This window comes from Rhizobium sp. NLR10b, from assembly GCF_019685435.1.
GTDB lineage: Bacteria > Pseudomonadota > Alphaproteobacteria > Rhizobiales > Rhizobiaceae > Rhizobium.
Genome location: NZ_JABDWV010000002.1, coordinates 439,721 through 454,290, shown reverse-complemented (window position 1 = coordinate 454,290; position 14,570 = coordinate 439,721). Strand labels below are relative to the sequence as shown.

The window sequence follows — 14,570 nt, the reverse complement described above, 5'->3', positions numbered from 1 at the left end:
GGAATGGCCGGCAAGACCATCGAAACTTGCGGGAGGATCCGGCTCCGGGGAGCCGGATCGCACGGGCAGCGAACCTGCCGATCAGTCAGCCGAAGCGATGATCTCGGCGAAACGCTTCTGAGCGTCTTCCGGCGTCATCGACGGGTTGGCGAAGAATTCGGAGAAGAGATCTTCCTTCTGCTTCTGGCTGTCGGCCGAAAGCAGCTGGTCGGTGCCCTGAATCACGTTACCCTTCGCCAGGATGTCGAGGCCCTTCTTCATGCAGTCGTTGGCGGCGGCAAGATCGACGTCGCCGCGAACCGGCAGCGAGCCCTTCTTCAGGTTGAAGGCAACCTGGGTCTTGGGGTCGAGCAGGGTTTTGGCGAGCACGGCCTGTGCCTTGGACTTTTCCTCATCCTTCAACAGCGGGAAATAGAAGGCGTCACCACCCGTCGAGATGATTTCGTTGACGCCGAGACCCGGCAGGCAGGTATAGTCGGTGCCGGCCTTCTGACCGGCGAGCGCGAATTCGCCCTGCGCCCAGTCACCCATGATCTGACCGCCGGCCTTGCCCGTGATGACGAGGTTGGTCGCCTGGTTCCAATCCTGGACGTTACTGCCCTTGGACATGCGGCGGGCGTCGTCGGCAGCCTTGAAGACCTTGGCTATCTCGGGTCCGGCGGCGACCTCTGCATCCTTGTCCTTGAAGACCTTGTTGAACACGTCCTTGCCGGCGACCGCGACCATCAGCACGTCGAAGGCGCCTGTCGCCTGCCATGGCTGACCGCCGACAGCGAGCGGAATGATACCGGCCTTTTCGAGAGCCGGAGCGGCAGCGACGAATTCGTCCCAGTTCTTCGGAACCTCGACACCGGCCTTCTTGAATGCGGCGTTCGAAAGCCACAGCCACTGCCAGGAGTGGATGTTGACCGGAGCGCAGTAGATCTTGCCGTCGATCGTGCAGGAATCGAGCAGGCTCGACGGACGAATAATATCCTTCCAGTGCTCTGCGGTCGCGACATCGGTCAGGTCGCGCATCAGGCCAGCCTGAACCAGTTCCTCGGCCTGGCGGCCGTGGTTGAACTGGGTGGCGCCCATCGGGTCGCCGCCGGTGATGCGGCTGATCATGATCGGGCGCGCCGTGCCGCCGGAACCGGCGATAGCGCCGTCGACCCAGTGGTTGCCGGTGGCGTCGAATGCCTTTGCCAACTCGGCGACAGCAGCGGACTCACCGCCAGACGTCCACCAATGGGTGACTTCGAGATCGGTGGCGCTGGCGCTGATCGGAAGCGCAGCGGAAGCGGCAAGCATGGCCGCCATCATACGAATTTTCATGAGTTCTCCTCCCTCACTGAAACGTTGCCGGAAAAACTTAGATCAATCGATTTCCCCACGCAACTGCCCGCCCGTAAATTTTTCTTTAAAGATCAGGATTACCACTTCTGACTGTTTCGGAAGACCGCCCCACACCCGGTGAATCGGCAGTCGGGCAGACTTTTCCGCAGGCGCTTCCTCAGATTATTACGGTGAAATTTAACGATAATTTTTCAAATTGCAGTTTCGAACTCCGCATTACCTTTTTCGCACCTGCAGAAAAATCTCGTCGGAATAACCGATTCAACCTATGCGAATGATATTGCGACGCACACAAGAAAAACTGCTCGACATTTCTACTGTATCGTTACAGATTGAGTTCTTCAGGGAGGCGCGATTTTGGCAGGCGGCGGGCTTACGGCGCCTGAAAAAGCCTCTATAAGCGAGACCAATTCGCGCAAGGCGGCCTACAGGGATGGAAAACAAGGGAAATTTCGGACAGGCGACATCGACGGCGGTGACGCGCGAGCGCCCGACGTTGAAGACGATCGCCTTCATGACGGGCCTCGGCGTGACGACGGTATCGCGTGCGCTGAAGGACGCGCCGGATATCGGTGCCGAAACCAAGGAGCGGGTGCGCATGGTCGCCCGCCAGCTCGGCTACCAGCCGAACCGGGCGGGTGTGCGCCTGCGCACCGGCAAGACAAACGTTATCGCCCTCGTCCTCAGCATCGATGAAGAGATCATGGGCTTCTCCAGCCAGATGGTCTTCGGCATATCCGAAGTGCTGTCCGGCACGCCTTATCATATCGTCGTGACACCGCATTCCCACAGCAAGGATCCGATGCTGCCAGTGCGCTATATCCTCGAGACTGGCTCGGCCGACGGCGTCATCATCTCGCGTATCGAGCCGGACGACCCGCGCGTGCGGCTCTTGTCCGAACGCGGCATGCCCTTTGCCACGCATGGGCGCACCGATGCAGGTCTCATCCACCCCTTCCACGATTTCGACAACGAGGCCTTCGCCCATCAGGCGGTGGAACGCCTCGTCAAACGAGGTCGGCGCCGCATCGCCCTGCTGCAGCCGCCAAGCAAGCTCACCTATTACACCCATATCCGCATCGGCTTCCAGACCGGCCTGCACGATTACGGCGCCGAAGAAGTGCCGCTGCGCGTCAATACCGACGCGCCGCTCGCCGATATCCGCGACATCATCGAAGTGATGATGCGCTCGGCCAACGCGCCTGACGGGATCGTCTGCTCGGCCGGCAGCGCCGCGATCGCCGTCAATGCCGGCATCGAGGCCGCCGGCAAGGCGCTCGGCCGCGATCTCGACATGGTCTCCAAGCAGTCGGTGCCGATCCTCAACTGGATCCGTCCCGAAATCATCACCGTCCAGGAAGACGTGCGCCAGGCCGGGCGCGAAATGGCCAAGGCCGTCATCGCCCGGATCGACGGCGTCGAACCCGAACTGCTCCAGAGCATCAGCCAGCCGATCTGGCCGGAGGGTGACAGATAGGGCAGTGGCGAGCGGGACGACAACTAGCGAAACAATGCCAACATCGAAAACATACATGATGTAGCGCCCGCCCTATCCCTAAGCGCGGCATTCCCCAACATCCCTCATCCCGAAGGCGCGCAGGCCGAATGCCGAAGCCTCGAAGGGCACACCGCAGCGCTCCTCCTTCTATCAATGTTCCCGCCATGCCGAGCACCCGCCCCGTCCTTCGAGGCCCCTACGGGGCGCCTCAGAGTCTGTGAATCTTTTGGATTTTCGTCCGTTTTGCGAGAATTAGGTCATTGATTTAACTAGCTAAAAATCGCAAAATCATAGATTCACAGGCTCTCAGGATGAGGCTTTCTTGGGTGCCCGCGCAATAGCCGGACGGAACCGGCTGTTCCACGTCACCATTGAGGATATGCTATCATCCCATCCTTATTTTAGTGGCCCGAAGAAAAACGAGCCCTACCCTCGGATTCGCAAGTGGGCATCGGCTCGAAAAAAGCCAAGATTGGCCGCCATCTCACGAAACGTACCGCGGAGATGTCGACAGGATGCAGCAGAGCAGCGTGCCTTATTTCAGCCAATGGGAAACGCCCGGCATGACGCTGCCGGTGCTTGCCGAGGGTTCGCAGGCGCTGCTCAGGGATCCGCTCTGGCGCCAGTCGGGAGCCGCGACCATCGAAGAATATGCGCGCTGGGCGGTGAATGTCTGCGGCATGGCCTGCCTGAAGATGATCCTGGCCGCGCGCGGCGAGATCCATCCTACTCTCGAGCTTGCCCGCGCCTGCACTAGATATGGCGGTTATGTCGTCAACGAGATCGATGCCTCGATCAAGGGGTTGATCTACGCCCCGTTCGTCCGTTTCGCCGCCGAGCGTTTCGGTCTCAGCGCCGAGGCAATGACCAACGTCGAAACTTCAGCCATCCCGGAACTTCTGTCGAAACGCCGGTTCCTCGGTGCATTCGGCCATCCGCTGGCCGGAGCGCGAGCCGCCGGCAAAGGGCGGTCATCTCGTGCTGGTGACATCAGCCTCGCAGGAGACGATCCATTTCCACAATCCGTCCGGCCATGACGCGGCAATCCAAGCCGATGTCACGCTGCCACTTGCCGTCTTCGATCGTTTCTTTGCCAATCGCGGCATATCGGTCGAGGCCTGATCTTTCCGACATCCCATCGCTTCGGAGGCTTTCATGACCCCTTCCCCCAACAGGCTGCGCATCGCCGTGCTCTTCGGCGGCCGTTCGGCCGAGCACGAGGTTTCCATCCTCTCGGCGACCAACGTGATGGCTGCCCTGGAATCCGAGAAATACGATGCCCTTCCCGTCTTCGTCACCCGCGAGGGACAATGGCTGCTGAGCAGCTTCGAGGACGGCCGGCTGGCGACACCCTCGTCAGGCACGGAAATCTGCCTCGTGCCGGGCGGTCGCGGGCGCATGCTGGCCATGTCAGCCCATGGCGCGCCGCATGAATTGCCAAGGATCGACATCCTGTTTCCCGTGCTGCACGGCCCTCATGGTGAGGACGGATCGGTGCAGGGCGCAGCTGAAGTGGCGCGCGTGCCGCTCGCCGGCTGCGGCATCCTCGGTTCAGCCGCAGCCCTCGACAAGGATATCGCCAAGCGTCTGCTGCGGGCCTCGGGCCTGCCGGTGGCGCGCGCCGTGACGATCCACGAGGGTGCGGCCCCTTCACTCTCCGCACTCGAAGCCGAACTCGGCCTGCCGCTCTTCATCAAACCGGCACGACAGGGATCGTCGGTCGGCGTCGCCAAGGTCCATGCCAGCCAGGAATTCGCCGCAGCGCTCGAGCAGGCCTTCCGTCATGACAGCGTCCTGCTTGCCGAGGAATTCGTCGCCGGCCGCGAGATCGAATTCAGCGTGCTGGAAGATAGCGACGGCAAGCTCTTCGTCTCCCGCCCGGGCGAGATCGTGCCGGCGGAAAGCCACGGCTTCTACAATTACAACGCCAAATATATCGATGAGAACGGCGCTGCCTTGAAAGTCCCGGCCGACCTGCCGGCGGAGATCGAGGCCGCCATGCGCGACACGGCCGCAAGGGCTTTCCGGGCCGTCGGCTGTGACGGCATGGCGCGCGTCGATTTCTTCCTGACATCGGACATGCGCTTCGTTATCAATGAGCTCAACACCATTCCCGGCTTCACCGATATCAGCATGTATTCCAAGGCTATGGCGGCAAGCGGCGTCAGCTATGCCGAGATCATCGACCGTCTCGTGGCGCACGGCATGGCGCGCGCCAGCCGCGCGGCCTGAAGGCAGAGCGTTCAGCGCCGCCTAAAGATACACCACTGGAAAGACTGCCGGCCGCCGCCGGGGGTCGTGTGCTCTTCGCGCCAGTCGCGCTCCAGCGTGAAGGCCGTCGAGAACTCCGCCTCCAGCGCGGCCGCGTCGTAACGCTGGACCGGCAAGCCGCTGCACCGTTCCGGCCCGTCCGGCGCGAAAGTCGCGAAGATCACGACGCTGCCCGGCGCCGTGCCGGCTTCGAGCGCATGGCGATAGGCAAGCCGCTGCTCCGGCGCGGTGAGAAAGTGAAAGACGGCGCGGTCGTGCCATACGTCGTAGTAGCGCCCGGATCTCCATACGGTGACATCGGCCACCAACCAGGTGACCCGCATGGCGTCGTCGCCCAGCCGCACCTTCGCGACGTCGAGTGCCGGTGCGGCGATATCGAGAACGGTAAGGTCTGACCACCCGCGTTCGATGAGACGATCGACGAGGCTCGACGCGCCGCCGCCGACATCGATCAGCGAAGCCGTAGCCGGCAGCTGCAGTGCATCAATCGCCTTGAGGGAAGGTTCCGGCGTCGGCTGATACCAACTGACGCTGTCGGCTGCCTTCGTGCGATAGACTTCGTCCCAGTGCTCACGTGTGCCGTTCGTCATCCTACATCCATTTTGGCAGCGTCCGATCCTGATCCATCAACATATAGGGATTGAGACGTCGTCCCCAACCGCCCCACACGCGCAACCATATGCGCGCTTCAGGAAGGAATGTGGCGGTAAACAAGATCGCTGGGCTCGTTCCGGGGCGCTATGGGATTGAGACGCGCCCCAGCCGCTCGGCAACGGCCACGGATGCCGCATTGCCGGGAGCGATATAGCTCACAAGCGACGGCAGCTTGGGTGTCTCAAAAGCCCAGCCGCGCAACGCAAAGGCTGCCTCGGTCGCATAGCCCCTGCCTTCATGCCCTCCATAAACGAACCATCCAGGTTCCTTTTCCGGAAAGAGTGGCCCGTGGTTGATCCCCACCTGGCCGATACATTCGCCGGTTTCAACGAGATCGATCATCAGCGCTCCGTGCCCGAAAAGCCGCCACAGAGCCACGTCGTGCAGAACATCCCCCATGCCGCGCGCGCGTCGAAGGGCCGCCCATTCCGGTGGACCGCGGCGAAGCCATCAGCCGCGCATAGGCGGCGAAGTCATCGATCTCAGGCATATGGAGCCTAAGGCGTGCGGTTCGGAGGGTGATCGCGCCCATTCCGGACATGTCATTGCCTTTCTGCTGAAGATCTAGTTTTCGAACGCCGGAGCGAACCGGAGCGTGCCGCTCGGCGCCGGCCCGCGAAGGACAATGCGCTGGACGAGCCGCTTGTCGAGATCATGATAGCTGAGTTTCCCGTCGCTGCTGAAACCAGCGCCGCGATAGACATCGGGATTGCCGATCAGCGCGCATCCGCTGGCGCCCATCTCCTCCAGCAAAGCGAGCCCCTTTGCAATCAGCGCCTTGCCGATGCCTTGCCGCTGTCTCCCCGGCTTGACTGATATCGGACCCAGTCCGAACCAGCCGCGATGCGCACCGTTGATCGCCACCGGCGAAAACGCGACATGCCCCAGGATCTCGCCTTTTTCCTCGAGGACCAGCGAGATCGTGAGATCGCCGCTCGCGCGAAGCCTCTGGATGATCTCCGCCTCAATACCTTCGCTGTAGGGCATGGCCGCAAAGGCGATCGACGTCAAATCGTGGATCGCATCGATATCTGCGGGCGTCTCATATCGGATTAGCATCCCTACAATCCTCAGGAGCAATGTTCCGCAGATGCTATGAAGGGAAAGTCGAAAATCAGCAAGTCATACTACCCCACCGGGAGCTGCGCTACGGCGCCACGTCGGCCGGCGCAGCGCGCCATGCACCTAACGAAAAAGCCCGGCACGATGGTCGGGCTTCCTGATTGCTTCTACGCAAACCTCAGAAGGTCGCCGCACCGCTGCCCCAGGGACCGTGGTGGAAATCCTTGCCGTCCAGGCGGTCGAAGCCGTGGGCGCCGAAGAAGTCGCGCTGGGCTTGGATGAGGTTGGCGGTGCCCCGGCCCTGGCGGTAGGCGTCGAAATAGGTGAGCGCGGAGGTCAGCGCCGGCACCGGAAGGCCGGCGGCGAGAGCGGCGGTCACGACGCGGCGAAGCGCTGGGATCGATTCCTTGACCATGGACGAGAAGGCCGGCGTGACGATGAGGTTCGCCGCATCGGGCGCATCGGTAAAAGCCTTGGTGATCTCGTCGAGGAACTGTGAGCGGATGATGCATCCGGCGCGCCAGATCTTTGCGATAACAGGCATCGGCAGCGACCAGTTGAACTCCTTGGAAGCTTCCGCCATCACGGCGAATCCCTGCGCATAGGCGCCGATCTTGGCGGCAAACAGCGCCAGTTCCAGATCCTTGTTGAGCTCGGGGCCGTAGGCGATCGGGAAGGAGACGGCCTGCGTGCCGAAGATCTTTTCGGCGGCTTCGCGCTGCGACTTCATTGAGGAGAGGCTACGAGCGGCGACCGCGGCTTCGATCGCCGTTGCCGGAATGCCCATGTTCTGCGCCTCGATCGCCGACCACTTGCCGGTGCCCTTCTGGCCTGCCTTGTCGAGGATCATGTCGACCATCGGCCCGCCGGAAACCGGATCGGTCGCCGCAAGCACCTTCTCGGAGATCTCGATCAGGTAGGAGTTCAGCCGGCCCTTGTTCCATTCGCCGAAGATGCCGGAGATTTCGGAGGCGCTCTTGCCGAGACCGTCGCGCAGGATGCCGTAGATTTCGGCGATCATCTGCATGTCGGCATATTCGATGCCGTTATGGATGGTCTTGACGAAATGGCCGGCGCCGTCATTGCCGAGCCAGGCGACGCAGGGCTCGTCATTGTAACGGGCGGCAATCGACGTCAGCACCTTCTCGACACGCTTCCAGGATTCTTCCGTGCCGCCGACCATGATCGACGGGCCGTGGCGCGCACCTTCTTCGCCGCCGGAAACCCCCATGCCGATGAAGGTCAGCTCCGTATCCTTGAGGCGGTCGAAGCGGGCGACGGTGTCGCGGAAATTGGCGTTGCCGGCATCGATCATGATGTCGCCCTTAGTGAGATGCGGGCGCAGCGCCTCCATCTGCTGATCGACGGCGTCGCCGGCCTTGATCATGATGATGATCGGACGCGGCGGCCGGATCGCATCGACGAACTCTTCGATGGTCTTGCAGGGAACGATCTGCTTCTTCAGATCGCCGGCGCTTTCATAGAATTCATCGGTTTTCTCGGGCGTGCGGTTGAAGACCGCGATTTTATTGCCTTTCTCCGCGATGTTGAGCGCCAGGTTGGAACCCATGACCGCAAGGCCGATCAGTCCGATTTCTGCCTTTTCCACGACAAACCTCCGATGTGTCATTTGGACCGGTGTTGTGGCACTGTCTCGCTCAAACGGCAAGTCTCGCGAGGGTCTAATCGGTTCGCAAAAGCCAACGAAATGCGGCTTTGATCGCCTGACTTGTCCGACAACCTCTCATCTGCGGCCGATCCGGAAGCCGCAAATTTTCGCGATCGCCCGTGCCGCCCTATCTCATGTTATCATGCGGACCTCGGGAGATAGCGTTTGGTTTCGAAAAGACGAAAAGACATGGCGCTGCTTGCGGCCCGCGCCGGCCGCTACCGCGAATATGCGCCGCCGCCCGCCTTGTGGCGCCATTTCAGCCGCCTCTGGTCGCATACGCTGAACGATGGACCGCCGGCGAGGGTGGCGATCGTGCCGGATGGTTATTGTGATCTCCTCTGGATTAACGGAAGGCTTGAGGTCGCCGGGCCCGACAGGACGGCAGCCTTCCCTGTCATAAGGCCAGACGCGACCGTTATCGGCGCGCGCTTTGCTCCGGGCGCCGCAGCATCCTGGCTGAAGACGCCGCTCTCGGCGCTGGTCGGCCTCTCGGTGCCGCTTACCGACATCGGCCGGAAGGACACAAGCGACTTCGAGGCGCGGCTGCAAGATTGCCCGGAACCCGAGGCCGCCGCGACGCTGTTCGGCCGTCTGCTTGAAGAGGCCACGCGCGACGAGGAGGAGCCCGCCCGCGACGCCGCCATGATCTTCGCCGCCGCCGACAGCAACCGCCCGGTCTCCGGCCTGCCGGACCGGCTCGGCATAAGCGAAAGGCAGCTGCGCCGCCGCTGCCACCATCATTTCGGCTATGGCGCCAAGACTCTGGAACGCATCCGCCGGTTCCAACGTTTCCTCGACCTCTGCCGCAGGGCGGGTGCGACGCCACTAGCCGGCCTCGCGCTGGAAGCAGGCTTTGCCGACCAGGCCCATATGACCCGCGAGGTCCAAGAACTCTCGACGCTGACCCCCGCGATCATCCTCGACCAACTCGGCGGGCGGAAAAGGTCGGGCTGACCGTTTTGTTCAAGACACCGCCAGCCGGCCTTATTATTTTAGGGAAACCAAAATACAAGGACCTGCACCATGGCGACAATGCCTGCAAAAATCATCCACCAGTCGATCGAGCGCGACTGGCGGGATGTCTACGACTTCGTCGGCAAGCCGGAAAACATGCCGCTCTGGGCCTCCGGGCTTGCCACCGGCTTCGAGCCCGACGGCGCCGACTGGATCGCCCACGGTCCCCTCGGCGTCATCAAGGTGAGCTTGGTTCCCGCCAATGAATTCGGCGTGATCGACCATACGGTGACGATCGAATCCGGACTCAGGGTTTATAATGCCCTGCGCATCGTCCCGAACGGCGATGGCTGCGAGGTCATGTTCACGCTGCTGCGCCTGCCCGGCATGACAGACGCGCAATTTGCCGCCGATGCCGCGCATATCGAGAAGGATCTCGTCATGCTGAAAGCCCTGATGGAGAGATAGATGGCTCAAAACTCCGAACACAACGATCGCCGCATCGATTATGTCGAATTCAACGTCTCCGACATCGCCGCCGCCAAAGCCTTTTACGGCTCGGCCTTCGGCTGGCGCTTCACCGATTACGGCCCGAATTACTGCGAATTTGATGATGGCCGGCTGAAGGGCGGCTTCACCGATTTCGGCCCCGTTCGGCCGGGCGGCCCGCTGGTCGTTGTCTACGCCAGGGATCTGGAAGAGGTGCTGACCTCGGTCGAACGCGCCGGCGGCACGATCTGCCGGCCGATCACCGATTTCCCCGGCGGCCGCCGCTTTCATTTCCTCGACCGCGACGGCTACGAGCTCGCCGTCTGGGCGACGGCGTAAGTTAGAGCAATTCCAGCAACAGTGTGCAGCGGTTTTGCGTCCGGAATTGCGTGAAAACCAAGCGATAGAACAATTCCGTGATTCGAAGAAAAACAGAATTGCTCTAAACTACCGATCCATCACGATCAGAGCGCCGATCACCGTCGCGCCCGCGTCGCGCAGCGGCGACATGCGACAGCGTATCTGCCGCGATGCGCCGCCGCCAGCCTGGCGCTCATAGGTGTAGTCGATCTCCTCGCCGGCAAAACACGCGTCCAGCCTGTGCTTGGCGCATTCGGCGAAGCGCTCCTCGCCGATGAATTCGGAAAGGTGACGCCCGATCAGTTCCATTGGCTTCCTGTCGAGATGGACGCTGTTGGCCGCGTTGGAATAGAGGTAGCGGTAGTCCCTGGTCAGCACCGCGACACGGCCCGGCAGGCTTTCGAGGATCGCCGCGTTGAGGAATTGGCCGTTGTCGGTGTCGGGCACATAGGCTGCCGGCGGCTCGATGCGCACATCCTGCGGCGAAGGCACCCGCCAGTCCGGCGCATACGTGCCGAAATAGCAGTCGAGCAGATGGGAAAGCACCGCCGCATGTTCTCTGACGCTGGCGCTGTCGTCCGCGTCCCGAGCGACAAGATGGCTGACGAACTGTAGCTGCATATAGACCTCGAGCAGATTGGCCGCCCGGCAGGCCAGGATAGCCTCGACCAGCGGCTCGACGTGACGGTCGAGCAACATGACGCGTTGATCATCGCCCAGACGTATGGCTTCCTCTATTTGCGCGCAGCGCAAGGAAAAGGCTCGAAAAAGCTCCAGCAAGACGCCTCCCACTCCCATTGTCCCAAGTGGCGTGTCCAAATTGTGTGGCAGCACTTTCCCAAATGCGCCCTAAGGTGGCTGTTATTCGCGCCTTGGTGGTGACGGCTAACATGAAGTTTACTCGGTTTCAATCCGAGAGCACCTGCCGCTTTTCACCGCTGATAAATCAGGGTTTGATTTTCAAGGCGCGAGCGTCTTCTTGATCTGCCAGCGGTCGTGATACCAGAGCCATTGTTCCGGATATTCCCGCACCCAGCTCTCCACCTTGTCGTTGAGTAGCTGGGCGGCCGCCGGCAGGTCGAGATAACCTTTAGCGTCGCGCGGCATCTCCAGCCGCGGCTCGATTTCCAGCCGATAGCGATTACCTGGCAGGCGGATGCAGCGTGCCGGATAGACCTCGCAATCGAACTGGCGCACCAGCTTCGGCAGCAGCGGATTGGTCTTCACGTCTAGCCCGAAGAAGGTGCCCTTCAGCCCCTTGCCGAATTTCTGGTCGACGAGCACGCCCACCCCCTGGCCCGCCTCCAACTGGCGTGCGAGCGCGAAGGAGGAGCCGGCATGCGAAGGCACCAGCTTGCCCATGCGGGCGCTGCGGAAGTCGAATACCTTCTTTGCGACATAGGGATTGTTCGGCGGCCGGAAAAGCACGGTGACTGTGAGCCCGAAGGCCGCGCCCGCCACCGGCAGCAGCTCGAAATTGGCAGTATGGCCGGTAAAGACGATGAAGGGGCGCGGATTGTCACGCAGGTCGAGGAAAATGGGGATGCCCGACACCTCCACTCTGCCCGGCTCCGGCCGTTCGGGGTCGTAGTCGAAGAGCTGGTCGAGAAAGACGTATTCGGCCGCGAGCCGACCCATATTTCCCCAGCTGCCGAGCGCGATCTCTTCGATCTCGGCCTCGCTCTTCTCAGGGAAAGCGTTGCGCAGATTGACGAGCATCAGCTTATGGCGGCGGGTCCGCCGGCCGAGGCGGCGCATCATCCGGTCGGCGAACCGAATCGCGCCATCGGCCGGAAACAGCTTCAGCACGTTCAGGAAGCCGAACATCGCCTGCGCCACCAGCCATTGCTGGAAATTTCTGAGCGCCAGAACGACCCGGGTAATGAACAGCTTCACGTGAGGTCAGTCCATCTTCAGAATGATCTTGCCGAAGATCTGGCGGCTTTCCATCCGCTCCAGCGCCCGGTCGATATCGTCGAAGCCGACTTCGGTGTCGATGACCGGATGGACGAGCCCGCGGCCCATCTTCTGCATTGCATCGGCCATGTTCTCCATGCGGCAGCCGAACGAGCCGAAGAGCTTCAGCTGCTGCTGGAACAGCATCATCAGGTTCATCTCTGTGGAAACGCCGGAGGTCGAGCCGCAGGTGACGAGACGCCCGCCGCGCTTCATGCAGAGCATCGAACCCGCCCAGGTGTCTTTGCCGACGTGTTCGAAGACGACGTCCACACCCTTCTTCTTGGTGAGCTTGCGCACCACGCCTTCGAAGCGGTCGGTGCGGTAGTTGATGACGTGATCGGCGCCGAGAGCTTTGGCCTTGTCGATCTTGTCATCGGAACCGACCGTGGTAATCACGGTACAGCCGATCTTCTTGGCCAGTTGAATTGCCGCCGTGCCGATGCCGGAGCCGCCGGCATGGACGAGGATCGTTTCGCCGGGCTCGAGCTTGGCGTTGTCGAACAGCATGTGCTCGACCGTGCCGAAGGTGACGGGAGCGAGTGCGGCGCCGATCGCATCCACACCGGGAGGTGCGGGAACGAGCAGACGCGCCGGCAGGTTCACCTTCTCCTGCGCGAAACCATCGAGATGGAAACCATGCACGCCGGAAACATGCTCGCAGAGATTGTCTCGGCCTTCGCGGCAGGGCCGGCAGAGGCCGCAGGTGCGCGCGCCATAGATCGAAACCAGCTGGCCCGGCAGCACATTGGCGACCCCGGGACCGATCGCTTCGATGACGCCGGAGGCTTCCGCGCCGATGACGAGCGGCATCTTGCGCTTGGCGAAAGCCATGCCGCGCCAGCCCCAGACGTCGATATGGTTCAGCGCCACCGCCTTGACGCGCAGCGTCACCTCGCCGGCGGCAGGTGCCTCCGGTTCCGGCAGGTCGGTGATCTCAAGCTTGCGGTCGTCGATCAGTTGCAAAGCGCGCATGGCAAAATCCCTCGCCTCGGAGGCGTTCGTCTCGTCTTGAAATTGTCGGGAACCGCTTAAGCCGGTTCGAGCGCCATGACAAGGCTGGCATTCTGCCCGCCGAAGCCGAAGGAGTTTGAAAGCACGGCCGAAACCTGGCCCTCCCGCTTCCTGTTCGGCACGACATCGAGCACGATCGACGGGTCGGGATTGGCGTAGTTGATCGTTGGCGGCAGCGTGCCCGTCAGCATCGTCTGCAGCGAGAACACCGCCTCGACCGCGCCCGCCGCCGTCAGCGTATGGCCGATCATCGATTTGTTCGACGACACCGGAATGGCGACGAGCCGTTCGCCAAAGACGGCCGACATGGCGCCATATTCCATCTTGTCGTTCTCGGGTGTCGAGGTGCCGTGCGCATTGATGTAGCCGATGCCGCTCTCGTCGATGCCTGCGTCGGCAAGGGCCGCGCGGATCGTCGCGATCGCCGGACCGCCGTCGGGCGAAGACCGGGTGCGGTGGAAGCTGTCGGCCTTGTCGCCGGCGCCCTTCATGATGCCGAGCACCTTGGCGCCGCGGGCGACCGCCGCTTCCAGCGATTCCAGCACCAGCGTCGCCGCACCCTCGGCGATGACGAAGCCGTCGCGATCCTTGCTGAACGGCTTGGAGGCCTTGGTCGGCGGATCGTTTTGCGTCGAAAGAGCCGACAGAAGCGAAAAGCGGATCAGCGCCTCGGCGCTGAGCGACCCGTCGGTCGCAACCGTCAGTGCGCGATCGGTACGGCCCTGGCGGATCGCCTCGATGCCGAGCTGAATCGCAGTGACACCGGAGGCGCAGGCCGTCGACAAGGTCACGGGAAGGCCGCGCGTGCCGAACCGGTCGGCAAGGCGCTCGGAAATCGCGCCGAACAAGGCCGCCTCGTGGAAGGCCGGGTCCGGGCGCTGGCGCAGCGCCGTCAGGAAGCGCTCATAGGCATCGCCCGGATGATCGGCGGCCGGCGAGCGGTCTGCAAGTTCGAAACGGGCGCTCCATTCGGGTTCGATCGGCGGCGCGGCAAGGAACAGCGGGCCGTTGAAATCGCCTGACAGACCGGCATCGGCTAGTGCCTCGATGGTCGTCTCGCGCGCAAAGGCATAGGAACGCTCGACGGCATTCGGCACCGGAATGTCTATGAAATCGACAGTGCCGGCAATCCGTGTCGAGAGACCCTCTGTGGGAAAGCGATTGATCGCATGGATGCCCGAGGTGCCGGAGGAAAGAGCTGCCCAATTGTCCTTCAGCCCCTGGCCGAGCGAAGTGATGATGCCCATGCCGGTCACTGCGACGATCGGCCGACCGAGGTGATCCCTGTAAGCGGAAGCTGTCATA

The 14,570-nt window shown here is 62.3% G+C and carries 13 protein-coding genes and 2 pseudogenes; 6 read left to right on the top strand and 9 right to left on the bottom strand.

Going from position 1 to position 14,570, the window contains the following annotated elements:
- Positions 1 to 81: 81 nt before the first annotated feature.
- Positions 82 to 1,314: an ABC transporter substrate-binding protein gene (locus tag HJB91_RS04730; RefSeq protein ID WP_210630999.1), complete on the bottom strand. Its 1,233-nt coding sequence runs from the start codon at positions 1,312 to 1,314 to the stop codon at positions 82 to 84.
- 454 nt (positions 1,315 to 1,768) lie between these two features.
- Between HJB91_RS04730 and HJB91_RS04725 the strand changes: the two genes are divergently transcribed.
- The 3 genes and pseudogenes from HJB91_RS04725 (at position 1,769) to HJB91_RS04715 (ending at position 5,065) form a co-directional block, all read left to right on the top strand.
- A complete protein-coding gene (locus HJB91_RS04725) occupies positions 1,769 to 2,812 on the top strand; it encodes a LacI family transcriptional regulator (protein ID WP_210630998.1) in 1,044 nt (347 codons plus the stop codon).
- 536 nt (positions 2,813 to 3,348) lie between these two features.
- Positions 3,349 to 3,955: pseudogene (locus HJB91_RS04720) on the top strand (C39 family peptidase).
- 33 nt (positions 3,956 to 3,988) lie between these two features.
- The gene (locus HJB91_RS04715) at positions 3,989 to 5,065 is read left to right on the top strand and encodes a D-alanine--D-alanine ligase family protein (protein ID WP_210630996.1); all 1,077 of its coding nucleotides are present in this window, start codon (positions 3,989 to 3,991) and stop codon (positions 5,063 to 5,065) included.
- A gap of 11 nt (positions 5,066 to 5,076) precedes the next feature.
- Here HJB91_RS04715 and HJB91_RS04710 read toward each other — a convergent pair whose 3' ends face one another.
- The 4 genes and pseudogenes from HJB91_RS04710 to gndA form a co-directional block, all read right to left on the bottom strand.
- Positions 5,077 to 5,694 carry a trans-aconitate 2-methyltransferase gene (locus tag HJB91_RS04710; protein ID WP_221153536.1) on the bottom strand — a complete coding sequence of 206 codons (618 nt, stop codon included), beginning with the start codon at positions 5,692 to 5,694 and terminating at the stop codon, positions 5,077 to 5,079.
- 98 nt (positions 5,695 to 5,792) lie between these two features.
- Positions 5,793 to 6,299 (bottom strand): annotated as a pseudogene (locus HJB91_RS04705) (GNAT family N-acetyltransferase).
- A 23-nt stretch (positions 6,300 to 6,322) separates the two neighbouring features.
- Entirely contained in the window at positions 6,323 to 6,817 is a 495-nt protein-coding gene (locus tag HJB91_RS04700) for a GNAT family N-acetyltransferase (RefSeq protein ID WP_221145263.1), read from the bottom strand.
- A 181-nt stretch (positions 6,818 to 6,998) separates the two neighbouring features.
- Complete coding sequence (gene gndA, locus HJB91_RS04695; RefSeq protein ID WP_221153535.1) at positions 6,999 to 8,450, bottom strand: NADP-dependent phosphogluconate dehydrogenase; 1,452 nt, start codon at positions 8,448 to 8,450, stop codon at positions 6,999 to 7,001.
- A 204-nt stretch (positions 8,451 to 8,654) separates the two neighbouring features.
- Here gndA and HJB91_RS04690 point away from each other — a divergent pair, with 204 nt between their 5' ends.
- The 3 genes from HJB91_RS04690 (at position 8,655) to HJB91_RS04680 (ending at position 10,274) form a co-directional block, all read left to right on the top strand.
- Positions 8,655 to 9,446 carry a helix-turn-helix domain-containing protein gene (locus tag HJB91_RS04690; RefSeq protein ID WP_210630992.1) on the top strand — a complete coding sequence of 264 codons (792 nt, stop codon included), beginning with the start codon at positions 8,655 to 8,657 and terminating at the stop codon, positions 9,444 to 9,446.
- A 69-nt stretch (positions 9,447 to 9,515) separates the two neighbouring features.
- Positions 9,516 to 9,914, top strand: coding sequence for an SRPBCC family protein (locus HJB91_RS04685; protein WP_221153534.1), 399 nt, complete (start codon positions 9,516 to 9,518; stop codon positions 9,912 to 9,914).
- A complete protein-coding gene (locus HJB91_RS04680) occupies positions 9,915 to 10,274 on the top strand; it encodes a VOC family protein (protein WP_210630990.1) in 360 nt (119 codons plus the stop codon).
- A 108-nt stretch (positions 10,275 to 10,382) separates the two neighbouring features.
- Here HJB91_RS04680 and HJB91_RS04675 read toward each other — a convergent pair whose 3' ends face one another.
- The 4 genes from HJB91_RS04675 to HJB91_RS04660 form a co-directional block, all read right to left on the bottom strand.
- Positions 10,383 to 11,075, bottom strand: coding sequence for a PAS domain-containing protein (locus HJB91_RS04675; RefSeq protein ID WP_221153533.1), 693 nt, complete (start codon positions 11,073 to 11,075; stop codon positions 10,383 to 10,385).
- Positions 11,076 to 11,255: 180 nt separating this feature from the next.
- Positions 11,256 to 12,191, bottom strand: coding sequence for a lipid A biosynthesis lauroyl acyltransferase (locus HJB91_RS04670; protein WP_210630988.1), 936 nt, complete (start codon positions 12,189 to 12,191; stop codon positions 11,256 to 11,258).
- A gap of 6 nt (positions 12,192 to 12,197) precedes the next feature.
- Entirely contained in the window at positions 12,198 to 13,226 is a 1,029-nt protein-coding gene (locus tag HJB91_RS04665) for a zinc-binding dehydrogenase (RefSeq protein ID WP_210630987.1), read from the bottom strand.
- Positions 13,227 to 13,282: 56 nt separating this feature from the next.
- Positions 13,283 to 14,569, bottom strand: coding sequence for a beta-ketoacyl-ACP synthase (locus HJB91_RS04660; RefSeq protein ID WP_221153532.1), 1,287 nt, complete (start codon positions 14,567 to 14,569; stop codon positions 13,283 to 13,285).
- Position 14,570 lies beyond the last annotated feature (1 nt).

Bases quoted from the DNA above. Each gene is read 5' to 3' on its own strand.
- HJB91_RS04730 (WP_210630999.1), bottom strand. From the start codon at position 1,314: ATGAAAATTCGTATGATGGCGGCCATGCTTGCCGCTTCCGCTGCGCTT.
- HJB91_RS04725 (WP_210630998.1), top strand. From the start codon at position 1,769: ATGGAAAACAAGGGAAATTTCGGACAGGCGACATCGACGGCGGTGACG.
- HJB91_RS04715 (WP_210630996.1), top strand. From the start codon at position 3,989: ATGACCCCTTCCCCCAACAGGCTGCGCATCGCCGTGCTCTTCGGCGGC.
- HJB91_RS04710 (WP_221153536.1), bottom strand. From the start codon at position 5,694: ATGACGAACGGCACACGTGAGCACTGGGACGAAGTCTATCGCACGAAG.
- HJB91_RS04700 (WP_221145263.1), bottom strand. From the start codon at position 6,817: ATGCTAATCCGATATGAGACGCCCGCAGATATCGATGCGATCCACGAT.
- gndA (WP_221153535.1), bottom strand. From the start codon at position 8,450: ATGACACATCGGAGGTTTGTCGTGGAAAAGGCAGAAATCGGACTGATC.
- HJB91_RS04685 (WP_221153534.1), top strand. From the start codon at position 9,516: ATGGCGACAATGCCTGCAAAAATCATCCACCAGTCGATCGAGCGCGAC.
- HJB91_RS04680 (WP_210630990.1), top strand. From the start codon at position 9,915: ATGGCTCAAAACTCCGAACACAACGATCGCCGCATCGATTATGTCGAA.
- HJB91_RS04665 (WP_210630987.1), bottom strand. From the start codon at position 13,226: ATGCGCGCTTTGCAACTGATCGACGACCGCAAGCTTGAGATCACCGAC.
- HJB91_RS04660 (WP_221153532.1), bottom strand. From the start codon at position 14,569: ATGACAGCTTCCGCTTACAGGGATCACCTCGGTCGGCCGATCGTCGCA.